The organism is Streptosporangium sp. CA-135522 (assembly GCF_050949235.1).
GTDB lineage: Bacteria > Actinomycetota > Actinomycetes > Streptosporangiales > Streptosporangiaceae > Streptosporangium.
Map to the genome: position 1 here is coordinate 1,656,815 of NZ_CP192026.1, position 21,094 is coordinate 1,677,908.

The following is a 21,094-nucleotide window of genomic DNA, read 5'->3' on the forward strand; positions in this document are numbered from 1 at the left end:
AGAGGGCCGGTGAAGGCCACGGAGACCGAGCGGCCAGAGTCGCCGACGTTGCGGATCGCGCTGCCCGGCTGGCTGGCGGCGCTGCGCGGTCCGGTGCTGCTCGGCGCCCTCCTGATCATTGTGGCGTCGCTCTGCCTGCGGGTGCTGGTCCTGAGCGATTCCTACTTCGTCGAGGACGACCTGCTGTTCGTGGGCAACGCCTACGAGAACGATCTCACCCTCGATTTCGTGACCCGGGTGCACAAGGGCCACTTCATGCCCGGCGCGATCGCGCTGACCTGGGTGCTCTCGCGCATCGCCCCCTACGACTGGCTGCTGGTGGCCGGTGTCACGTTCGTCGCGCAGGCACTGCTCAGCGTGCTGGCGCTCCGGCTGCTTCGGACCCTGTTCGGCACCCGGCCGGCGATCCTGGCGCCGCTGGCGCTGCTGCTGTTCTCCCCGCTGACGATCCCGGCGTTCGGCTGGTGGGCGGCCGCCATCAACGCGATCCCGCTCCAGCTCGTCCTGGTGCTCGCGCTGACCGACCAGGTCCGTTTCACCCGCGGCGAGGGCGACCGGTACGGCCGCCGCGCGCTGGCGTGGTGCGTGGCCGGCATGGCCTTCAGCACCAAGGGCGTCTTCGTCACCTTCCTGCTCTTCGCCCTGACCACGGCCTTCCTGCGGGACCGCAAGGCGGGTTGGGCGCGGTCGATGCTCGGCGAGGTACGGCGGCACTGGCGGCTGTGGTCGGTGCACGTGATGGCGCTGGCCGCCTACACGATCGCCTATCTCGCCAGGATGGACACCGCTCCGGGGGAGGGCGCGTCGCTGCCCAGATCCGACGTGGCCGTGGACCTGGTCTCGCTCATGCTGGGCCGTACGTTCCCGAGCGGGGCGGTCGGCGGCCCGCTCGCGTGGGTGCCGACCCCGGCCGGCGGCCTGGCGAGCCCCTCCACCGCCGTCGTCGCGGTCGCGTGGACGGTCCTGGTGGCGTTGCTGGTGGTCAGCGTCGTCCACCGGCGCCGGGCGCTGCGGGCGTGGGTCGTCCTGGGGGGTTACCTGCTCCTCGCCGACGCCGTCCCGACGGTGATCGCCCGGGGCAGCTACACGTCGCTGGTGGGCATGGAGAGCCGTTACGTCGCCGACGCGGTCGTGGTCTTCGCGATCTGCCTGGGACTCGCGCTGCTGCCGGTCCGCGGGGAGAGCGGCGCCTACCGCCGCCCGCCGCCCGCCCGGTCCCGGCTCCTCCTCCTGGCGGGACCGGTCGCGGTGGCCTACCTCGTGCTGTCGGTCATCTCGATCGGGACCTACCGGGAGACCCTCACCGGCGACCGCGTCCGGGCCTACCTCGACACCGCCGCCGCACAGCTCGCCGCCGCGCCGGACGACGTCGTGATCTACCCGACCCCGCTTCCCGCCGACATCGTGCTGCCGGTCAACGGCGACCGGCGGCTCAGCAGCCACCTGCTCGCTCCGCTGGCCCGCCCGGCGGTGCGGGTCAGGATGGCCCATCCCGAGCCGTCCGAGAACGCCCGCGTCTTCGACCGTGACGGCAGGCTGGCGCGGATGAGCGTCTTCGGCTTCTTCGCCGCCCGGGGCGAGGGCGAACGATGCATCCCGGTGGTCAACGGCGCCGCCGTCTTCCCCGACGCGGTCTCCTTCGGAGGCCAGGCGACCGCGGGCGCGCTGGCCTACACGGCCGACCGCCCGGTCTCGGTGAGCGTCGAGGTCGGCGACGAACGGATCGTGCTCAGCCTCAGGAAGACGTCCATGGGATTGATCCACTTCCCGGTGACGGCGCTGAGCAGGGGGATGCGGGTCGTGATGGACGACCCGACGGCTCCGGTCTGCCTGACCGGCGTCGCCCTCGGGGCGCCGCACGCCGAGGGCGAGCAGCCCTCCTAGGTCCTTGGTGGCGAGGACTTGGAAGTCGTCGGGATTCACGTCGAGTCGTTTGATCGCCCGCCTTGGTAGCGGCTCTCATGGCCCCGTGTACAAGAGATGGCGCGTCCTGACTCTTGACAACGGACGGATCCGGCAGGCGTACGACTACTTCGGCTGATCCTCCGCGGTGGAGGGGGTCCTGTACCTGCTGCGACCCTGGTTTACGGGATGCTCCCCGCGTGGTCCACGATCCCGTCGGCTAGGCGAGCGGTTGAGTAGACCACTTCCCCTTTCGAGAACATGCGGCCGTCCGGCGTCCGCTTCCCACTCAGATAGAGCCCGCGCACCCCAAAGAACGCGTACGTGTTCGGGTCGACGATGATCTCGTGACGGAACCCCTGATCATCCAGGTAGATCCCGATCCCCTCTCGGCCCGCCAGATCGCGCACCTTCTCCTCCATCCCGACGCCGTCCAGACGCGCGATAGTGGTGTAGAGAGCGGCACGCAGGCGGGGCGGCGGCGTGACCTCCTGGAGGAGCATTTGGGCTTGGTGGAAGACCGCGATCGCCTCCAATCGCGAAGAGCCGCTCGTGGTGTCGCCCTTTTTCAGGCGTTCGAGCAAGGCGGAGGGCTCCAAGGGAAGCGAGCGTAGGTAAGCGAGGTCGTGCTGCAGTGGCTTACGGTCTGGTTGATTGACGGCTGCTGTGATCAGCGTGCCGTCTTCAGCACGGTGTGCCGTCTTCTTGCCGTCGCCCCGAGCCCATCCTTCCATCGTGTACCGCGAGCCGCTCTTCCCTCCGCCGATGGGCGGCACCTTCGACTTGGGCGTCGCCTTCGGTGAGGAGTAGATGTCGTTCTTGAAGTAGATCCACTGATCGGCGCGGGGATAGGTATCCTCGGCTCCCCCCGCCGCCGCGGTCGCCCGCTTGGCCAGTATCTCCGCGTTCGCGACGGGCAGCCACGCCGGGGCACTGGTAATTCCCTTCCCACGGCCGTCCGTGCCGATGTTCTGCACGACTGTGACGCCCGCGGTGATCGCGAGGCCGAGGGCGCCGACCGCTGCCACACGCAGCACCATACGAGGTACCGTCCTGCGGCTCTTTGGCGAGGGAGCCATCGCGGCCAGCAAGTGCCGCCGGGCACCGTGAAGATCGTGCTCTTCGCTCAGCCGTACCTGTGAGCGCAGGTCGCGGACGAGGTCCAGGTCGTTCACGGTGTCTCCTCGATCAAGTCGGTCGGATTGGTGCCACCAAGGACATTGGTGATCTTGCGGCGGGCGCGGGACAGCCGGGAGCGGACGGTCCCGATGGGCACGTCCAACGCTCGCGCGGTCTCCTCGTAGCTGAGGTCGCCCCAGGCGATCAGCAGCAGGACGTCGCGCTCGCCCCGGCCGAGCTTGGCAAGGGCGGCGGCGAGCCGTTCGCGGGTGGCCGAGGCGGCGACCCTGGCGACCACCCGGTCGTCGAAGGCCGCAGCGACCGGGTCCTCCCCGGTACGGGCGAGGGCCCGATAGCCGCGCACCTCCGCCCTACGGTGGCTACCGATGATGTTGGTGGCGATGCCGTACAGCCACGGCAGGGCGTCGGAACGGTCGAGGGCGTACCTGTGCCGTTTCGCGAACGCCCTGGTGAACGCCTCGGCCACCACGTCCTCGGCGTGGTCTGGGCCAAGTCGCCGGACGACGTAGCGGTGCAGCACGGCGGCATGCCGGTCGAACAACTCGGCGAAACGCTCGGGATCTCGCAGGGACGCATCGATGATCGTCGAGTCGTCAACAGGAATCGGCCTCCCGAACCCTGCCGTACCACCTGCCGAGAGGGCCTCAATTGATTTCACGTCTGTATTTATCCGGATGGTGAAAACAGGTTCCTTCCCCGCGCCACTCGCGAAGACCACGCGCGCCGGTTCCGCGAGCCACACGACCACGTGGGCGGCGAACGAGCCCGGGCACCAGCCTCAGACAGGGCCGGTCGGTGTCGCCGTCGCCGAGAGGCCTCCGCTCAGCCGCGCACGAGGCGGTTGAGGTGGCGCAGGGGCCGTTCCACGAACCGGTGGGTCAGGGCGGCCATCGCGAGCGTCATGGCGGTGATGGGCACCAGGTTGGCCAGGAAGTTGCCGGTGAACTGCTGCTGCTCGGTGAACCCGTACCAGAGGTAGATGGCCGCGAACTGCCACAGGAACACGCCGTAGGAGACGCGGCCGAGATAGCTCATCACCGGGTTGGCGAGCAGGGTCCGGACGATCGAGTCGCCCGGCGGCGGCAGCGTGGCCGGGACGAGCAGGCAGAAGGCGACGACGGTGTAGAGGGCCAGCTCGAACAGGCCCGACCAGACGCCGTCGATGCCGAGGAAGCGGGTCCCGGTCACGGGAGAGGCGGCGACCGCGTAGGCCAGGGCGGCGATCAGCCACCACGAACCCGGGGAGGCCGACATCGCCCGCCGCAGGCGCCGGGCCGGGGAGTTCTCGTCCGGGTCGGCGTGCACCCAGGCCAGGAGCACGGCCAGGGCCATCCCGGCGGCGAAGAAGACCGCCGATCGGGGCGGCCAGCTGTTCAGGAAGGGACGGTACTGCGGGTAGTAGATCAGCAGCGTCCACGCGAAGGACAGCGCGGCCAGCGCGCCCACGCCCGCCAGCAGCCGCCGGGCCCGCCGGTGCACGTCGCCACCGCCGCGCCGGGCGAAGGCGGCCAGGGCCGCCGCGATCAGGGGGAGCAGGAGGTAGAAGGCCGCCTCCACCGACAGGCTCCACATCTGGGCCAGGCCCTTGGGGCCCAGGCCGAACCACCAGTGCTCGGTCACGTAGTTCTGGGTGAGGGTCAGCAGCGCCAGCCAGCTCCAGCCGTCGGACAGGTGACCGTCCGACCAGATGAGCATCGCCGTGACGACCACCAGCCAGTAGGCGGGAAGGATGCGGACGGCTCGTTTCCACAGGTAGGCCCGGGTGCGGACGGGAGCGTCCCCGCGCAGCAGGCAGGCCGCGTGGGGCCGGTAGAGCAGCAGCCCGGAGAGCGCGAAGAAGATCGGCACGGCCACGTCGCCACGGGAGAGCAGCGCCCCGCCGAAGCCCTCGCGCAGCGCGGCGCCGGACTCGCTGGCGACGTGGAAGACGAGCACGGCGAACGAGGCGACCGCGCGCACGCCGTCGAGGGTGTCCACGTGCCCGCCGACCTCCGGCGGCGCCTGCCGGGGGAGGGAACTCGATCTAGAACCTGTTTCGGTCACTTTTCCGCATCCCTGGGTGACGCCGGTCACTTTCGGCCCCTAACATACTGGCCAGTAGCTTTGTTAATCCACAAATCTCCCCCTAAACCCCCCATGCTGTGTTCCCCCAGGAGGGTAGATGCGCCGGGTCGTCGGAGCAGTCCTGTTAGCCGTCGGGGCGTTCCTCATCGTGCTGGCACCGCTCGTGCGGTTCCAGATCGGAGGCAGCCTCATCGCGGCCCCCGCCGCCCAGTACGGGATCTCCAAGCTGGAGGCGCAGGGAGCCCAGTACTTCAGCGCCAAGGACCTCAAGGTGATGACCGGCAACCTCGGCATCACCGTGACCACCCGCGGGGACGTGTCCCAGGCCCAGGGTGACCGGGTCGTGTGGGACGAGGTCATGGCGGTCAACGACGTGACCAACAACAACCCGATGATCGCCCTCAACGAGCGGCGCAGTGCCTTCAACAAGTACACCGGCGAGGGCGTCGACTGCTGCGCGGTGAACCTCGACAAGAAGCCCGCCAAGATGGAGGGCCAGATCTACAAGTTCCCGTTCGACGTCGAGAAGAAGACCTACCGGGTCTTCAACTCCACCGCCGGGATGACGTTCGACGCCAAGTTCGTCGGCGAGGACAACGTCAACGGGCTGCCGGTCTACAAGTTCGAGCAGGTCGCCCCAACGACGAAGATCGAGACCCGCAGCGTGCCCGCCTCGATCATGGGGGTGACGGACACGACGGGCGACGTGCAGGTGGACCGGCTCTACGAGGGCAAGAACACGTTCTGGATCGAGCCCACGACCGGCTCGCCGGTCAAGCAGGAACAGCAGCGCCACGACGTCCTCAAGACCCAGGACGGCGAGCACAGCATCGTCGCCTTCTCGGCGACGGCCAAGATGACCCCCCAGACGGTCGGTGAGCTGGTGAAGAACGCCACCGACGGCAAGAGCCAGATCACCCTGCTCAAGGTGACGATCCCGGTCATCCTGCTCCTGCTGGGACTCGTCCTGCTGGTCGGCGGTTTCGTCGCGGTCCGCGGCACGGCCCGGGCCTGACGAACCGAGACGCGGTGAGCTTCGGTGACCGGGGCCCGGCGGACCGGGATCCGGTGAACCCGGGCGACCGGGACCTGGTGAGCCGGAGCTCTGTGGGTCTGGACGATCAAGGTCCGGCGGGTCTGGATGACCAGGACTCGACGATGCGGACCCCCACGGGCCCGGGCGATCGGGACCCGGGAACCGGGCGGCCGGCGGACGGGGAGGCGGCGGCCGTGGTCGCCGCCCGGAGGTTCTCACCGGTCGCTCTCCTGAGGGCCTGCCGCCCGCGCCAGTGGCTGAAGAACGCCCTGGTCTTCGCGGCGCCGGCGGCGGCCGGCGTGCTGGTGACCCCCCGGGGGCTCCTGGACACGCTGATCGCCTTCGCGGCGTTCTGCCTGGCCGCCGGCGGCACCTACCTGCTCAACGACGCGGCCGACGTCGAGGCCGACCGCCGCCACCCGCGCAAGCGCCATCGCCCGGTCGCGGCGGGTCTGGTCCCGGTACGGCTCGCCCGGACCGCCGGAGTCCTGCTCGTGGTGCTGGCTCCGGCGCTGGCCGCGCTGTCCGGCGACTGGCGGTTGCCGGCCGTCGTCGCCGGATACCTGGCGCTGACCTTCTCCTACACCTACTGGCTCAAGCACCAGGTCGTGGTGGACCTGGTCGCGGTGGCGGGCTGCCACGTGATCCGCGCCTTCGCCGGGGCGGTCGCCGTGGACGTGCCGGTGACGAGCTGGTTCCTCGTGGTGGTCTCGCTCGGCTCGCTCCAGCTCGTGGCCGGCAAGCGCGAGGTGGAGCTGCGCGCCTCCGGAGGCGGCTCCACGCGGGCCATCCTGGCCGCCTACACCCCCGGCTACCTGGCCGGCGTCCGCGCGATGTCCTCCGGCGCCATGATCGTGACCTACTGCCTGTGGGCGCTCAACGACCATCCCGGGCCGTTCTACGGGATCAGCATCGTTCCCTTCGTGCTCATCGTCCTGCGACACAACCTGCTGGTGGACCGGGGGGTGGGGGAGGAGCCCGAAGAGCTCGCCCTGCGTGACCGGCACCTCCAGGTGTTCATCGCCCTCCTGCTCTCCTCCCTCCTTATCGGTATATATCTGACATGACCTTCCTGACCGGCTGGGGCCGTACCGCGCCGACCCCCGCCCGCCTGGCCCGCCCCCGCTCGGCCGAGGAGGTCGCCGAGCTGGTACGGCGGGCTCCCGGCCGGGGCGTCGCGGCCCGGGGGCTCGGCCGCTCCTACGGCGACGCCGCGCAGAACTCCGGCGGTCTGGTCCTCGACTGCACCGCGCTGACCTCGTGGTCCCTGGATGAGAACACCGGGCTGGTGACCGCCGCCGCCGGGCTGAGCCTGCACGACCTCATGGCCGCGCTGGTGCCACGGGGCTGGTTCGTCCCGGTCACCCCGGGCACCAGGCATGTGACCGTCGGCGGGGCCGTGGCGGCCGACGTGCACGGCAAGAACCACCACGCCGACTCCTCCTTCGGCGCGCACCTGCGCTCCCTCACCCTGGTCACGGCCGACGGCGCCCGCCGTACCCTCACGCCGGAAAGCGACCTGTTCTGGGCCACGGTCGGCGGGATGGGACTCACCGGCGTGATCACCGAGGCGGTGTTCGGGTGCGTCCCGATCGAGACCTCGCGCATTCGGGTGGACGTCGAGCGGACCCGTGACCTGGACCAGACGCTCGAGACGATGGCCGCCACCGATGATCGTCACCGCTACACGGTCGCCTGGATCGACCTGCTCGCCCGCGGCGGCCGGATGGGCCGCAGCGTGCTCACCAGGGGTGACCACGCGGGCCGCGAGGAGCTGCCGCGCGGCGCCGACCCGCTGGCGTTCGCCCCCGGCCCCGCGGTGAGGGCTCCGGCCTGGGCGCCGAACGGCCTGCTCAATCCGGTGACCGTGCGGGCGTTCAACGAGGCCTGGTATCGCAGGGCCCGTCCCAGGACCGGTCTCGTGCAGGATCTCGGGCCGTTCTTCCACCCGCTGGACTTCGTGGACGGCTGGAACCGGGTCTACGGCTCGCGCGGCCTGGTGCAGTACCAGTTCGTGGTGCCGTTCGGCGAGGAGGCGACGCTGCGGCGGATCGTCTCCCGGCTGTCGGCCGAGGGCGTGGTCTCCTTCCTCACCGTGCTGAAGCGGTTCGGTCCGGGCACGCCGGGGATGCTGTCGTTCCCGGTCCCCGGCTGGACGCTCGCCCTGGACATCCCGGCGGGGCGGCGCGGGCTGGCCGTGCTGTTGCGGGAATTCGACGGCTGGGTGGCCGAGGCGGGCGGCCGGGTATACCTGGCCAAGGACTCGCGGATGGCGGCGGAGACGATGACCGCGATGTATCCGCGACTGGGTGAGTGGCGTGGGATCCGTGACGAGGTGGACCCCCGCCGGGTGTTCCGCTCCGACCTGGCCAGGAGGCTCGTGCTGTGAAGAACGCCCTGGGTTCGGTGGACACCGTGCTGCTGCTGGGCGGGCGCAGCGAGATCGGGCTGGCGATCGTCGAGCGGCTGGTCCGCGACGGCGCCCGCCGGGTCGTGCTCGCGGCCCGCGGCGCCGGCGGCGCACCCCCGGTGATCGGGGCCGCCGAGGTGCACCTGCTGGACTTCGACGCCTCCCGTCCCGAGACGCACGGCGAGGTGATCGAGACCGCGGCCAAGCTGGTCGGCGACCTGGACGTGGTCATCCCCGCCTTCGGCGTCCTGGGCAGCCAGGCCGTCTATGACGCCGATCCGGTGGCCGCCGCCGAGGCGGTCGCCGTCAACTACGGGGGGCACGTGTCGGCCGGGCTCTACGCCGCCCGGCGGCTGCGCGAGCAGGGCCACGGCACGCTGGTGGTCCTCTCCTCGGTGGCGGGGGTGCGGGTGCGCCGGGCCAACTTCGTGTACGGCTCGGCCAAGGCGGGCCTGGACGGTTTCGCCCAGGGGTTGGGCGACGCGCTGCACGGCTCGGGCGCCCGGGTGATGGTGGTGCGGCCCGGCTTCGTGGTCGGCAGGATGACCGAGGGCATGTCTCCGGCGCCGATGTCCTGCACGCCGGGAGAGGTCGCCGACGCGGTGATCGCCGGGCTGCGCTCGGAGGCCGAGGTCGTGTGGGTGCCCGGGAGGCTGCGGGCGGTTTTCGCGGTGATGCGCGTGCTGCCTCGCGCGATCTGGCGAAGAATGCCCCGGTGAAACGTGTTTCCCTTATCGGGGCCCGTATAGGGGTCCGTCAATACCGAGTAGGGGCCCATCAATACCGACGAAATATTCTGGACTAGAACGCGTTGCAGTTTATTGACGGTCGGCCGTACCGTGGGCGCATGCGGACACGTGCCACGGACATGCTCGGGATCGAGCTTCCGATCTTCGCGTTCAGCCACTGCCGGGACGTCGTCGCCGCGGTCAGCCGCGCCGGCGGGATGGGGGTGCTCGGCGCCCTCTACTTCACTCCGGAAGAGCTCGAGATCGAGCTCAAGTGGATCGACGACCACGTCGACGGCAGGCCGTACGGCGTCGACGTGGTCATGCCCGCCTCCTACGCCGGAGCCGACCTGGGGGTCGACTCTCCCGAGGATCTGGTGGGGCGGCTGCAGGGGATGATCCCCGACGGCCACCGCAGGTTCGTCGACGACCTGCTCGCCGCGCACGGCGTCGCGGAGTTGTCGGCTTCCGACGCGGGCAAGGTCCTGCTCGGCTGGACCGACGCCACCGCCCGGCCCCAGGTCGAGGTGGCGCTGAGGCACCCGATCGCGCTCCTGGCCAACGCCCTCGGCCCGCCCCCCGCCGACGTCGTCGAGCTGGCGCACGCCCGGGGGGTGAAGGTGGCGGCGCTGGCGTCCACCCCCCGGCACGCGGTCAAGCAGGTCGAGGTCGGCGTGGACATCGTCGTCGCGCAGGGCACCGAGGCGGGAGGGCACACCGGCGAGATCTCCACGATGGTGCTCATCCCGCAGGTCGTGGACGCGGTGGACGTGCCCGTGCTGGCGGCCGGCGGCATCGGCGACGGCCGTCAGATGGCCGCGGGCATGGCGCTCGGCGCCGAGGGCGTGTGGACCGGGTCCATCTGGTTGACCGTCGAGGAGGCCGACACCCCGGAGATGGCCAAGCGGCGCATCCTGGAGGCCACCTCCCGTGACACCGTGCGCTCCCGCTCCTGGACGGGCAAGCCCGCCCGCCTGCTGAAGAACGAGTGGACCGACGCGTGGGAGGCGGCCGACTCGCCCGGCACCCTGCCGATGCCGCTGCAGTTCATGCTGGTGTCCGACGCGCTGCGCCGGATCGGCCGCTCCGACGCCGCCGAACTGGCCACCTTCCCGGCCGGTCAGATCATCGGGACCATGAACCAGGTGAGGTCGGCCAAGGACGTCGTGTTCGGCATGGTGGAGGACTACATCGAGGCCACCGAGCGTCTCGGCCGGTTGACCCGGGAGTAGCACTCCGCGCCCTCCGGCGTCGCCTCATCGTGGTTCGTCGGCGAAGGCCACCTCCCGCGAGGGACTCGCCGGCGGCACTTCGGGCGGTGGCGAGCCTTCGTGCCGGGACGGGGCGTGGTGATCGCGCAGGGGGCGGTTGATCAGGCCGACGGTGACAACGGCGAGCGCGGCCGCCAGGCCGCCCGCGACGAGCGCTACGGGTGCGGACGTGAGGGAGGCGAGGAGTCCTCCACGGAAGTTGCCGATCTCGGGACCGGCGATGCCGATGACGTGCTCGACCGAGGAGATCCGCCCGCGGTAATGGTCGGGTGCCTCAAGCTGGACCAGCGCGCCCCTGGTGATCACGGCGATGGTGTCGGCCGCACCGGCGATCGCCAGGCAGCAGAGGGCGAGCCAGAGGGGTCCGGCCAGGCCGAAGCCGGCGAGGGCCAGACCCCAGATCGTGGCCGCGACGAGCTGGACGAGGCCGCCGCGGCGCAGCCGGGTGACGGTCCCGGAGAGCAGGCCGGCGCTGAGCCCGCCGACTGCGATCGCGGACAGGAAGAGCCCCAGGGTCCGGGGGTTGCCCTCGAAGCGGATCTCGTTGATCAGAGGGAAGATCGCGATCGGCATGGTCAGGACGGTGGCGGCGAGGTCGGTGGCGAAGGAGCCCCACAGGGTGGGGCTCCGGAGGATGATTCGCCAGCCTCCCCGGGCCGGACCACGACGTCGACGCGTGCCGTGCACTGATCGCCGGTCGTCGCCGGTGCGCGGGGCGGCCATCGGAGGCAGCCGGACCACGGCGACCAGCGAAGCGACGCCGGCGAGGGCTTGGATCGCGTACGCGGCGGGGTGGCCCCACTGCGCGAGCACGAGGCCGGCGAGGGCGGGCCCGGCGAGCATGGAGGCCTGGAAGGCGACGTTCTGCAGGGCGAGCCCGGCGGCGACCTGGTCGGCGGGAAGCAACCGGACGGGGAAGGTGCGCCGCGCCGGGGCCCCGAGCGCCGCGCAGCCGGACTGCGCGGCGACCAGGGCGAGCAGCAGCAGGACCGACCGGTTTCCCGCGGCGGCCTGCACCACGAGGCCTACGGCTGTCAGCACCTGGCCCGCGGCGGTGGCACGGACGAGGGTCCTGCGGTCGACGGCGTCGGCCAATGATCCGCCGACCAGCCCGAGGACGAGTAGAGGTACGCCTGTGGCAAGGCCGATGGCTCCGGTCCAGAGCGGGCTACGAGTGAGATCCCAGACCTGCAGAAGGACGGCGACGACGGCGATCTGCTGACCGAGCGAGGCGAGGGAGGAACCGATCCACAGATCGCGGAACGGCCGGCTGGTGCGGAGGGGGCGGACATCGATCAGCCGCTCGCGCCAGGTCATGGGCGCGGCTCCGCCGGTGTGGAGGCCGGCCGGACGTGAAGCGCCTGCCGTCGTCCAGGTGGCGCGATGGGGCCAAAAAATATCACAGCGCTAATATAACAGCCCTTATATAAATGTGGACGCGCAGACGGATCCCGCGGGCCTCCCGGTGCGGCGACCGGGCGACGACGGCAGGCGAGGGGTGGATTGTCGTTTTTGTGAGTTAATGAGAATATTGAGGGGCGATGCCCACGGATATAGCCGTCATTCTTAGCGATCAACCGGGGGAGCTGGCCCGATTAGGGGAAGTCACCGGTGAGTGCGGCGTGAGCATCCAGGGCCTGGCGGCCTTCACGGGCGAGGGCAAGGGCATCGTTCACCTGCTCGTCGACGACGCGGCCGCGGCCAGATGCCGGGAGGCGCTCGAAGGCGCCGGCATGGGAATCGCCGACGAGCGACCGGTGCTGGTGGTGGACATCGAGGATCGGCCGGGAACGCTCGGCGAGCTGGTCCGGCAGCTCGCCGACGCGAACGTCAACATCGACCTCGCCTACACCACCTTCGGGGGAGTGCGGATCGTCATCGCCACCGACGACCTGGAGAACGCGCGCTCGGTGCTCGAATGGCCCCTGGAGCAGTCCGCGCCCGCACGCCGGGAGACGGACGCGACCAGCATCTGGGACCAGCCCGCGTGACGGGCCGCATCGCGCCGGGAACGGCGGGCATCCGTGCCGGGTGCCCGCCGGCCAGGTCTGACACCGGTGACCTGGTGCCCGCCGGTCAGGCTCGACGCCGGTGACCTGGTGCCCGCCGGCCAGATCTCACGCCGGTGACCTGGTGCCCGCCGGTCAGGCTCGACGCCCGTGACCGGGTTCAGCCGGTGATCATCGCCTACTCCGCCGGCCTCATCGCGGTTTCCCGATGATCGGCCCCGGGCGCGGCAGGGTGAGAACCGACGACGCCGATCCAGCGGTCGGCCACGCCGCCCCAGAGCGCCCGCAGGGCCGGTTCGGCGGCCTCGATCCGACAGAGCATCCCGGCCACGTCCACTCCCAGCCGTGCGAGCTTGCCCGACTCGTCCTTGGCCCATGCCCGAGCCGAGTCGAGCAGGACTTCGGGATGGAACTGCACGCCCCACGCCACCGGACCCAGCCGGTAGGCCTGGAAGGGGAAGTCCGCGTCCCACAGCAGGGGCACGGCCCCCGGGGGCAGCGATGTGATCTCGTCCCAGTGCCACTGGACGGCCTGCCCGTCCGCGGGGAAGCCGGCGAAGAGCCGGTCGTCCGCGGCGGCGGGATGGGCGCGCAGGCCGTACAGCCCGACCTGGGGCCGCGCGGCGACCGCGACCTCGCCGCCGCAGGCGGCGGCGAGCAACTGCCCGCCGAGGCAGACCCCGAGCGTGGGCACCTGATCGCGTACGGCTTCGCGCAGCAGGTCACGGGCGTGCGGTAGCCAGGGCGCGATGTCGACGTCGTAGGTGCCCGGGGTGCCGCCGAGGACGAGCAGTCCTTCGTACCCCTCAAGGGTCGAGGGCAGGTCGTCGCCCTGGAAGGGGCACCGCAGGTCCAGCGCGACGCCGGCCGCCGCGATGCGCTCGCCGACCAGGCCGGGTCCGGTGCCGTCCTCGTGCTGGATCGCGAGGATCACAGGCGGCCTGCCGCGATGATCGACTTCAGGAACATTCGGGTGCGCTCCTCTGCGGGTTCGGTGAAGATCTGTTCGGGTGGGCCCTGCTCCAGGAGGCTGCCCTGGTGAAGGAAGCAGACCGTGTCGGCCACCTCCCGGGCGAAGCTCATCTCGTGGGTGGCGAGCAGCATGGTCATGCCCTCGGCGGCGAGCTGCCGGACGATGCCGAGCACCTCGGCGACGAGCTCGGGGTCCAGCGCGGCGGTGATCTCGTCGAGCAGGAGGACCCGGGGCTCCATGGCGAGCGTGCGCACGATGGCCACGCGCTGCTGCTGGCCGCCGGAGAGCCGGTCGGGGAAGGCGCCCGCCCGGTCCGCCAGGCCGACGCGCTCCAGCAGTGCCATCGCCCTCTTCGTGGCCTCCTCGCGGGAGAGCCCTCCGAGCCGGATCGGTGCGAGCGTGACGTTGTCGAGCACGCTCATGTGCGGGAACAGGTTGTAGCTCTGGAAGACCATCCCGACGTCGCGGCGGAGCAGGTTGACGTCCACCCCGGGTCCGGAGACGACTTCGCCGTCGAGCCTGATCCGGCCGCCGTCGATCGTCTCCAGGGCGTTGACGCAGCGCAGAAGAGTGGACTTGCCGCTGCCCGAGGCTCCGATGAGGCAGACCACCTCGTGCTGCTCCATCGACAGGTCGATGCCGCGCAGGACCTCGTGCTCTCCGTAGCTCTTGCGCAGTCCGGTGATCTCAAGGAACGCCATCACGCCCCCCGGGCCTTGTCGCGCGCGATCAGCCGGTCGACGAGGCGCGCCTGCGGAATCGTGATCAGGATGAACAGGCCCGCGACGACCGTGACCGACGACAGGTTGAAGTGGTTCGCGGAGAAGATCTTGGCCTGGTTGAAGGCGTCGATCGTGCCGATCACGTTGACCAGCGCGGTGTCCTTCTGCAGGCCGATGAAGTCGTTGAGCAGGGGCGGGACGACCCGTCTGGTCGCCTGCGGCACCACGACGTGGCGCATCGTCGCCAGATGGGAGAAACCGAGGGAACGCGAGGCCGACACCTGGCTCGGGTGCACGCTCTCGATGCCCGAGCGGAACACCTCGGCGACGTAGGCACCGTAGACGACCGTCAGCGCGAGGATGGCGTACCAGGTCTGGCTCAGGCCGGAGAGCACCGGGATCTGCGCGATCGGCAGGCCGAAGCCGATGAGGTAGATGACGATGATCGCGGGCACCGCCCGGATGACGTCGATGTAGACGATCGCCAGAGCGCGGATGGGCCGCCCCACGCGGCCGGGGGCGAGCCGGGCGAGGGCCAGGACCAGTCCCCAGACCAGCACGATGACCTGTGCCACGACGGCGATGAACAGGTTCGTGCCGAAGGCCCGGACGATGTCGAGGGTGCTCGTGCCGATCAGCTCGCCCTGGAAGAACGTCCGCTGCACGGCGGCGTCGTTCGCGAGCACGAAGACGAGCAGGGCGAGGGCGCACAGGATGGCGAACGACGTGCCGGACGCGGTCCAGGCGGACTCGCGCACGCGCGCCGCCAGGCCCCGCTTCTCCACGACGTCCGCCGAGGCGGCGCACCGGCTCGAACAGCGCCAGGCGTCCAGCGCCGGGCGGTAGACGAGCAGCACGGCCACGGCGCCCGCCAGGGCGACGGCGCCCAGTGTCCATCGCCAGAGGCCGGGACCGGCCGCTTCGAAGAGGGCGGCCGCGACGGACCAGGTGGCCACCGTGGCGACCGTCGCCGCCGCGAGCCCGGCGAGGGCCGCTCCCCAGCCCGGTGTCGGGACGGGCTGGGCCGTCGCCGTCACGACGCCTGCCAGAGCGGGATCCGGCCCGGGTCGCCGCCGAAGGCCTTGGACAGGTATGCCGACGAGAGCCGGTCGAGGGTCCCGTCGGCCTTCATCTGCTCAATGATCTTGTTGATCGTCTCGGCGTTCACCGAGTCCTTCGGATACAGGGCGCCGTAGGACTCCCCGGTGCTGTACTGGCCGACGACATCGAGCAGGCCGTTCGACTTGACGGCCGAGCCGAGCATGATGGCCACGTCCTGGAAGGCCGCGTCGATCTGGCCGGCCTGGAGCGCGGCGCTCATCTCCGCGTCGTTGGCGAAGACCTTGGGCTGCTGCTCCGGCTTGAGGGTGCCGGCCACCCACAGCGCGCCCGCCGTGCCCTGCTTGACGCCGAGCCGGAGCGTCCGGATGTTCCCGGCGGTGACGGACGCCCCCTTCTTCACCATCACGCCGATGTTGGAGGCGAAGTAAGGCGCGGAGAAGTTGACGACCTTCTTGCGTTCGTCGGTGATGGAGATCTCGGCCAGGGCCATGTCGAAGTTCTGGGTGCGGCCCGAGACGAGGGCGTCAAAAGGCGTGTTCTCGATCGCCAGCTTGGACAGTCCTGCCCGGTAGGCGATGTTGGCGGCCATGCAGTATTCGTAGCCGTCCTTGATGGCGGCGACGGTGTCGCCGTTCCACCAGCCCGGAGAGGGCAGGTCGCCCTGCACGCTCAGCGTGTCCGCGACGACGGGCTTGAGCGTGAACTCGCCGCGCTTGCCGGTGACCTTGCAGTCTCCGTACGAGTCGCCGCTCGCCTCGGTCGTGTTGGCCGAGGTGGACGACGCGCCGCATCCGGCGGTGAGCAGCAGTGCCAGCAGGCCTACGGCGACGATGCTGGAACGAGTAGTGACCATTGGCACATCTCTCCTGGATTGGGGGCCTGGCGGAACCATTGCAAAAGCGTTTTGGCAGAGTCAAGGAATGTTGCCAAAACGTTTTCTCACCCGTGGCACTATGCCTAGATGGTCACTCGCATCGGCATCCGTGACGTCGCCCGGGCAACCGGGCTGTCGATCACGACGGTCTCCCACGCCCTGAGCGGCAAGGGCCGGGTCTCGGAGAGCACGCGAGACGCGGTGCGGGCGGCGGCGGAGAGGCTCGGCTACCAGCCGGACCCGATCGCGGCCGGGCTCGCCTCCGGCAGGGTCGGCGTGATCGGCATCCTGGTCGAGCACGTCAGCTCGCGGCATTGGGAGCACACCTACCGGCCCTATTACGCCGCGTTCATCTCCGGGGCGACCATGCTCGCGGTCGAGCGCGACCACGCGGTGGTGGTCCTGCCCACCACCCTCTGGGGCAAGGTCCCCCTGGACGGTGTGATCGTCGTGGACCCCGCGCACGGCGACCCGATCATGGCCGAGTGCCGCAGGCGGGGCAAACCCGTGGTGGCCGACGGCAAGCCCCTCGACCTGGACTTCGCCGACGTGCCCGTCGTCGAGAGCGACTCCGACCGGACCCTGCAGACCCTGCTCGGCCGCCTGCGCGACTCGGGGGCCTCACGCATCGCGCTGCTCACCGGCACCGAACCCGACTCCTACACCCTCGACACCGATAAAGCGTATCGATCCTGGTCCGGGACGCACGGCAATCCCGTGATCATCGAGGCGCTCCAGCCCGGAGAGAACCCCGCCGCAGCGGCCGAGCGGCTGCTGTCACGCCCGGACCGGCCCGACGCGGTGCACGGGCTCAACGAGACGTACGGCGAGGCACTGCTCGGCGCCGCCCGCAGGCTCGGTCTCTCCATTCCCGGAGACCTGCTGGTCACGATCATGTGCGAGACCGCCGAGGACAAACACTGGGAGGTCCCGTTGACCGTGCTCAGTTTCGAGGCGGAGCGCCGTGGGGCCGTGGCCGCCGCCGCGCTCATCGATGTCCTGCACGGAGGGGAGCCGGGAGGGCTTCGGGTTCCCACCCGGCTGGTGATCAGGGAGTCGACCGACCGTCCCGGTACCGGCGGCGGAGCGGCTTCCGAGCGGACCGTCCGCGAATGATCACCTGGCCGTGAGGCGGGTGGTGACCACGGGGCCCCGTCCCTCGGCGGGACGGATCCCGGAGTCCCCCGGTGCGGTGACGCCACCCGGACGGATCCCGGAGTCCCCCGGTGCGGTGACGCCACCCGGACGGAGACCGAGATCATCGGTCGGGTCGCCGGGCGGCGCCACCGCCGGGCCCTTCGGGGCCCGAACCGTCGCATTCCAAGGACGCACGCCGGTGAGGCGGAAAGCACGCTCACCGTCCTGCCGCGGAAATCACCTCATGCGCGCCGTCCACCGTCGTGGGTGGTGCGCGGTTGCCGGCCCTCGCCTCCGGCAACGGGCGCTCGGCGGTCCCGTCTGCGGCGGTCGTCCGTCCGCCTGCGCGGATCTCAGTGGCCGTGCGCCGTGGAGCGGATGGTGAGGTGACGGGCGACCATCTCCTCGAACTGGGCGATCGCGGGTCGCCAGTCGGACGGCAGCTCGTGACAGCGGGTGGCGTGCCGGCCGCGGTAGCTCAGGGTGTAGGTGAAGTGATCGGAGACGTCGCAGCCCGCCTGTGAGGAGTCCCACGTCGAGATGCCGCCGAGCCCGCGCCGCAGGGACTGGAGCTCCTCCGCGGTGAGCTGGAAGTCGGCGGCCGTGGTGGCGGCGACGCCATGGGCCTTGCCGTACCGATCTATCGTGATCGTGTGGTGGATTCCGGCGAAGCCGCCTGATTTCTCGTAGTCGGCCATCACCGCCGGAAGGTCGGTCACGGCCGGCGCCGTTTCGGCCCAGGCCGTCACCGGGCCGATCGTCGCCACCGCCAGGGCGGCCATCGCGACCATGTGCTTCAACATGAACATGTCCTTTCGACGAATGCGAGCATCTCTGGGCTCGCCGGTGAATTCTCTGATGAATTCGCGCCGAGGCATCACGAAATAGAACATGCGCCGTCGGCGCAAAAACCGGTTGTTCACGCACCGGTAACGTGGGAATTGTCGCAAGGATGCCCCGCGTTCGCGGCGGCCTGCGACTCAGAAAGCGAAGAGCACGCCTCCGGTGGCGCGTATCGCGGTGCACCGGTTCGGATATGTCCGCGTGTATCGATGCTTCCGGCCATTCCAGGTTCCGGTGGCGGTGACGCGGACGGGGGCGTATTCCCGGGTGCACGGGCCGGGCTCTTCGGGGACGCCGCCCACTCGGCCCGCGGCGCGGCGGAGCTGCTCGCAGGCGGTCGCCGGGTTGACGTGCGTGCCCCCGTCCGGGCCGCACACCAGGGTCGCCGTCCTGAGCGGATCGGTGTTCGCGTCGTCTTCGGGGGCCACCGTCAGGAGATAGGCACCGACGGGGTCGTGCGGCGCCGAGGAGGTGGCCATGGCCGGCGCGGCGCCGAGCAGCGGCACCAGACTCGCCACGGCGGCCAGGGACAGCCACCTGACGCGACCGTTAATGGGTCGCCAGATTCGCATTGTTGCCTCCAGTAAATGTTTACCGCGGTCGCGGTATTCGGTTTGACGAGGCGGCGGATCTGTGAATTGCCGCCTCATCCCGAGGAGGAAAGGGCCGAGGATCCGTCGCCGGTAGGCCGTAGATCCTTTCGCTTCGTGATGCTAGAACGAGAATATCTATCGAGCAACTCGACGGCTGTCCGCATTCGGCCAACTCGTTGATGATTCAATAGAAAAAGAGATTTCTTATGAACCGGCCCCGCGACCGTAAATGGGCGACGCGTGACCGGGGAAGCTCGTTTTCGCCGCGACAACCCAGGTCATGCCTTCATTGGAAATCAGGAAAGATGTGCGGGATTTCGGCGGCCGGACCTCTCCCCGGCGGGACCTTTTTCATCCAGGTGACATAGGTCACAGGGGAATCGTGACGCGTCATCGTCAGGTCGGCGTCGTCACTGTCCGGCTGGCATCGTCACTGTCCGGACGGCGTCGTCACTGTCCGGACGGCGTCGTCTCCGGCCGGACGGCCGGCGGCACCGCCGGCACCCGGAAGCGGGTGCCGGCGGTGCCGCGTTCCAGCCGTCGGCTCAGGCGAGCCTCCACTGCTGGTTGGGGGTGCCCGCGCAGGTCCACTGGATCACGTCGGCCCCGTCCGACGTGCCGCCGCCGTAGACGTCCAGGCACTTGCCGCTGTGCCGGGCGACGACGCTGAAGTAGCCGTCGTCCTCTTGGACGAGCTTCCACTGCTGGTTGGGGGTGCCCGCGCAGGTCCACTGGATCGCGTCGGCCCCGTTCCGGGTGCTGCCGCCGTACACGTCCAGGCACTTGCCGCTGTGCGCGGCCTCGATGGTGTAGTAGCCGCTGTCGGTCGCCACCAGGCTCCAGTCCTGGTTGAGGCCGCCCGTGCAGGTCCACTGGATCACGTCGGCCCCGTTCCGGGTGCTGCCGCCGTAGACGTCCAGGCACTTGTCACTGTGCCGGGCCACGAGGGTCGCCGAGAATCTGGCCTCGGGTGTCCCTGGGGCGTCGGCGTTCGCCGCCGGGGCCATGAGTGGTCCGGCGAAGAGAAAAGCGGCAAGGGCAATGGCGTGACCAGCGCGAACGAGTGTCATCAGGCCTCCTGGGGCGCTTGGAAGATCGACTCGTTCTTCGTAGCATGAGTGACCCGCCGTATCGATGAGTCACGCCCCGTAGCCGTCGTCGTGTCGCATCACGGCCCGGCGTCGCCGGTCGCGGATCAGGTGAGGGCCCGCCTCCCTCCGAGGCCCGGTTCCTCCCGCCGCCGGCCGGGACGTCCCCGGACGGTCACGCCCCGGGGTCACCTGCCGCGGTAGACGGCCGGGATCCCGGACGGTCACGCCCCCCGGGTCACTTGCCGCGGTAGACGGCCGGACGCCTCTCTTTGAAAGCTCGGGAGCCCTCCTTGGCGTCCTCCGAGCCGATCACCGGCCAGCCGATGGCGTCGGAGACCTTCAGGGCCTCGGTTTCGGGCAGGCCGAGCGTCTCGCGGTAGGTGCGCAGGATGGCCTGTACGGCGAGCGGCCCGCACTCGGCGACCTGGGCGGCGATCTCCAGGGCGACCGCCAGCGCCTGGCCGTCCGGGACGACGCGGTTGACCAGGCCCATGCCGAGCGCCTCCCGGGCGGTGACGGCCCGGCCGGTCAGCAGGATGTCCATGGCGAAGGCGTAGGGGATCTGGCGGGGAAGCCGGATCGCCGAGCCGCCCATCGGGAACAGCGCGCGGCGGGCCTCGAACAGGCCGAGGGTGGCCGACTCGGCGATCACCCGCAGGTCGGTGCCGACGAGCAGTTCGGTGCCTCCGGCCACGGCATGGCCCTCGACCGCGCAGACGATCGGCTTGGCGGGCAGCGCGTCGGAGTCGCGGAGCAGGCCCTTCCAGTGGAAGTCGGGGATCTCCGCGGCGCGCTTGCGGACCGCGGGGTCGCTCGACGGGGTGCCCATGGCCTTCAGGTCGGCGCCCGCGCAGAAGGTCCCGTCCGCGCCGGTCAGCACGGCGACGCGGACCTCGGGTTCGTCCGAGACGTAGGCCCACGCGTCGGCCAGGCCGACCAGCATGTCGGAGGAGAGCGCGTTCTTCGCCTCCGGCCGGTTCATCGTGACGACGACGACGTGGCCGTCGCGTTCGATCCGGCAGTGCGGCGTGCTGATCGGCAGCAGTTGCATGACGGCCTCCATTGTTTTAGCAAGCGCTTGTTAGGTGATCCTAGATCCGACCGCGCCCGCGCCGCCAGCTCGCTGTAAGGGTTGAAGCGTATTGAACCGTGACACCACCCTGAGGGCATGACCATCGACATCTCGGCGGTACGGCGGCTCGGTTGTCCGTCATGTGAACGTCCGGTGGACGCCCCGGC

20 protein-coding genes are annotated in these 21,094 nt (G+C 70.3%); 8 read left to right on the plus strand and 12 right to left on the minus strand.

Annotation, left to right across the window (positions count from 1 at the left end):
- Positions 1–9 precede the first annotated feature (9 nt).
- Complete coding sequence (locus ACQPYK_RS08020) at positions 10–1,884, plus strand: hypothetical protein (RefSeq protein WP_433252547.1); 1,875 nt, start codon at positions 10–12, stop codon at positions 1,882–1,884.
- A 200-nt stretch (positions 1,885–2,084) separates the two neighbouring features.
- On the opposite strand, the gene ACQPYK_RS08025 is transcribed toward ACQPYK_RS08020, so the two are convergent.
- The 3 genes from ACQPYK_RS08025 to ACQPYK_RS08035 form a co-directional block, all read right to left on the minus strand.
- A complete protein-coding gene (locus ACQPYK_RS08025; protein WP_433252550.1) occupies positions 2,085–3,077 on the minus strand; it encodes a CU044_5270 family protein in 993 nt (330 codons plus the stop codon).
- On the minus strand, positions 3,074–3,700 hold the full coding sequence (locus ACQPYK_RS08030) for an RNA polymerase sigma factor (RefSeq protein WP_433252553.1): 627 nt from the start codon (positions 3,698–3,700) through the stop codon (positions 3,074–3,076). Before ACQPYK_RS08030 ends, ACQPYK_RS08025 begins: the two co-directional genes overlap by 4 nt.
- A 164-nt stretch (positions 3,701–3,864) precedes the next feature.
- A complete protein-coding gene (locus ACQPYK_RS08035; RefSeq protein WP_433252556.1) occupies positions 3,865–5,085 on the minus strand; it encodes an acyltransferase family protein in 1,221 nt (406 codons plus the stop codon).
- A gap of 118 nt (positions 5,086–5,203) precedes the next feature.
- On the opposite strand from ACQPYK_RS08035, the gene ACQPYK_RS08040 reads away from it, so the two are divergent.
- From ACQPYK_RS08040 to ACQPYK_RS08060, 5 genes are all read left to right on the plus strand, one after another.
- On the plus strand, positions 5,204–6,121 hold the full coding sequence (locus tag ACQPYK_RS08040; protein WP_433252559.1) for a DUF3068 domain-containing protein: 918 nt from the start codon (positions 5,204–5,206) through the stop codon (positions 6,119–6,121).
- A gap of 143 nt (positions 6,122–6,264) precedes the next feature.
- Entirely contained in the window at positions 6,265–7,209 is a 945-nt protein-coding gene (locus tag ACQPYK_RS08045) for a decaprenyl-phosphate phosphoribosyltransferase (RefSeq protein WP_433252562.1), read from the plus strand.
- Positions 7,206–8,531, plus strand: a complete 1,326-nt coding sequence (locus ACQPYK_RS08050; RefSeq protein WP_433252565.1) for an FAD-binding protein — start codon at positions 7,206–7,208, stop codon at positions 8,529–8,531. The genes ACQPYK_RS08045 and ACQPYK_RS08050 overlap by 4 nt, the downstream gene beginning before the upstream one ends.
- Positions 8,528–9,271, plus strand: a complete 744-nt coding sequence (locus ACQPYK_RS08055) for an SDR family NAD(P)-dependent oxidoreductase (protein WP_433252568.1) — start codon at positions 8,528–8,530, stop codon at positions 9,269–9,271. Before ACQPYK_RS08050 ends, ACQPYK_RS08055 begins: the two co-directional genes overlap by 4 nt.
- Before the next feature lie 128 nt (positions 9,272–9,399).
- Entirely contained in the window at positions 9,400–10,512 is a 1,113-nt protein-coding gene (locus tag ACQPYK_RS08060) for an NAD(P)H-dependent flavin oxidoreductase (protein ID WP_433252571.1), read from the plus strand.
- Positions 10,513–10,536: 24 nt separating this feature from the next.
- On the opposite strand, the gene ACQPYK_RS08065 is transcribed toward ACQPYK_RS08060, so the two are convergent.
- Positions 10,537–11,868: an MFS transporter gene (locus ACQPYK_RS08065; RefSeq protein ID WP_433252573.1), complete on the minus strand. Its 1,332-nt coding sequence runs from the start codon at positions 11,866–11,868 to the stop codon at positions 10,537–10,539.
- A gap of 305 nt (positions 11,869–12,173) precedes the next feature.
- On the opposite strand from ACQPYK_RS08065, the gene ACQPYK_RS08070 reads away from it, so the two are divergent.
- Positions 12,174–12,542: a hypothetical protein gene (locus ACQPYK_RS08070; RefSeq protein WP_433252576.1), complete on the plus strand. Its 369-nt coding sequence runs from the start codon at positions 12,174–12,176 to the stop codon at positions 12,540–12,542.
- 196 nt (positions 12,543–12,738) lie between these two features.
- Here the strand turns inward: ACQPYK_RS08070 and ACQPYK_RS08075 are convergent, their stop codons facing one another.
- Genes ACQPYK_RS08075 through ACQPYK_RS08090 form a run of 4 tightly spaced genes read right to left on the minus strand, consistent with a single transcriptional unit; the run spans position 12,739 to position 16,170 of the window.
- Complete coding sequence (locus ACQPYK_RS08075; RefSeq protein WP_433252579.1) at positions 12,739–13,494, minus strand: type 1 glutamine amidotransferase; 756 nt, start codon at positions 13,492–13,494, stop codon at positions 12,739–12,741.
- Positions 13,491–14,234 (minus strand): amino acid ABC transporter ATP-binding protein, encoded by a 744-nt coding sequence (locus ACQPYK_RS08080; protein WP_433252582.1) that lies wholly within the window; start codon positions 14,232–14,234, stop codon positions 13,491–13,493. Before ACQPYK_RS08080 ends, ACQPYK_RS08075 begins: the two co-directional genes overlap by 4 nt.
- Positions 14,234–15,292, minus strand: a complete 1,059-nt coding sequence (locus tag ACQPYK_RS08085; protein ID WP_433252585.1) for an amino acid ABC transporter permease — start codon at positions 15,290–15,292, stop codon at positions 14,234–14,236. Before ACQPYK_RS08085 ends, ACQPYK_RS08080 begins: the two co-directional genes overlap by 1 nt.
- The gene (locus ACQPYK_RS08090; protein ID WP_433252588.1) at positions 15,289–16,170 is read right to left on the minus strand and encodes an ABC transporter substrate-binding protein; all 882 of its coding nucleotides are present in this window, start codon (positions 16,168–16,170) and stop codon (positions 15,289–15,291) included. The genes ACQPYK_RS08085 and ACQPYK_RS08090 overlap by 4 nt, the downstream gene beginning before the upstream one ends.
- A gap of 108 nt (positions 16,171–16,278) precedes the next feature.
- Here ACQPYK_RS08090 and ACQPYK_RS08095 point away from each other — a divergent pair, with 108 nt between their 5' ends.
- Positions 16,279–17,307 (plus strand): LacI family DNA-binding transcriptional regulator, encoded by a 1,029-nt coding sequence (locus ACQPYK_RS08095; protein WP_433252591.1) that lies wholly within the window; start codon positions 16,279–16,281, stop codon positions 17,305–17,307.
- Positions 17,308–17,681: 374 nt separating this feature from the next.
- On the opposite strand, the gene ACQPYK_RS08100 is transcribed toward ACQPYK_RS08095, so the two are convergent.
- From ACQPYK_RS08100 to ACQPYK_RS08115, 4 genes are all read right to left on the minus strand, one after another.
- Entirely contained in the window at positions 17,682–18,131 is a 450-nt protein-coding gene (locus ACQPYK_RS08100; RefSeq protein ID WP_433252594.1) for a hypothetical protein, read from the minus strand.
- A 177-nt stretch (positions 18,132–18,308) separates the two neighbouring features.
- A complete protein-coding gene (locus ACQPYK_RS08105; RefSeq protein ID WP_433252597.1) occupies positions 18,309–18,743 on the minus strand; it encodes an SSI family serine proteinase inhibitor in 435 nt (144 codons plus the stop codon).
- A gap of 566 nt (positions 18,744–19,309) precedes the next feature.
- Entirely contained in the window at positions 19,310–19,834 is a 525-nt protein-coding gene (locus tag ACQPYK_RS08110) for an RICIN domain-containing protein (protein WP_433252600.1), read from the minus strand.
- A 256-nt stretch (positions 19,835–20,090) separates the two neighbouring features.
- Entirely contained in the window at positions 20,091–20,906 is an 816-nt protein-coding gene (locus ACQPYK_RS08115) for a crotonase/enoyl-CoA hydratase family protein (RefSeq protein WP_433252602.1), read from the minus strand.
- Positions 20,907–21,094: the final 188 nt, after the last annotated feature.

What these genes read in the sequence shown, in the direction of transcription:
- ACQPYK_RS08045 (WP_433252562.1), top strand. Translation starts at nt 6,265, where the DNA reads ATGCGGACCCCCACGGGCCCGGGCGATCGGGACCCGGGAACCGGGCGG.
- ACQPYK_RS08090 (WP_433252588.1), bottom strand. Translation starts at nt 16,170, where the DNA reads ATGGTCACTACTCGTTCCAGCATCGTCGCCGTAGGCCTGCTGGCACTG.
- ACQPYK_RS08095 (WP_433252591.1), top strand. Translation starts at nt 16,279, where the DNA reads ATGGTCACTCGCATCGGCATCCGTGACGTCGCCCGGGCAACCGGGCTG.
- ACQPYK_RS08050 (WP_433252565.1), top strand. Translation starts at nt 7,206, where the DNA reads ATGACCTTCCTGACCGGCTGGGGCCGTACCGCGCCGACCCCCGCCCGC.
- ACQPYK_RS08060 (WP_433252571.1), top strand. Translation starts at nt 9,400, where the DNA reads ATGCGGACACGTGCCACGGACATGCTCGGGATCGAGCTTCCGATCTTC.
- ACQPYK_RS08080 (WP_433252582.1), bottom strand. Translation starts at nt 14,234, where the DNA reads ATGGCGTTCCTTGAGATCACCGGACTGCGCAAGAGCTACGGAGAGCAC.
- ACQPYK_RS08110 (WP_433252600.1), bottom strand. Translation starts at nt 19,834, where the DNA reads ATGACACTCGTTCGCGCTGGTCACGCCATTGCCCTTGCCGCTTTTCTC.
- ACQPYK_RS08100 (WP_433252594.1), bottom strand. Translation starts at nt 18,131, where the DNA reads ATGTTGAAGCACATGGTCGCGATGGCCGCCCTGGCGGTGGCGACGATC.
- ACQPYK_RS08115 (WP_433252602.1), bottom strand. Translation starts at nt 20,906, where the DNA reads ATGCAACTGCTGCCGATCAGCACGCCGCACTGCCGGATCGAACGCGAC.
- ACQPYK_RS08105 (WP_433252597.1), bottom strand. Translation starts at nt 18,743, where the DNA reads ATGCGAATCTGGCGACCCATTAACGGTCGCGTCAGGTGGCTGTCCCTG.
- ACQPYK_RS08065 (WP_433252573.1), bottom strand. Translation starts at nt 11,868, where the DNA reads ATGACCTGGCGCGAGCGGCTGATCGATGTCCGCCCCCTCCGCACCAGC.
- ACQPYK_RS08040 (WP_433252559.1), top strand. Translation starts at nt 5,204, where the DNA reads ATGCGCCGGGTCGTCGGAGCAGTCCTGTTAGCCGTCGGGGCGTTCCTC.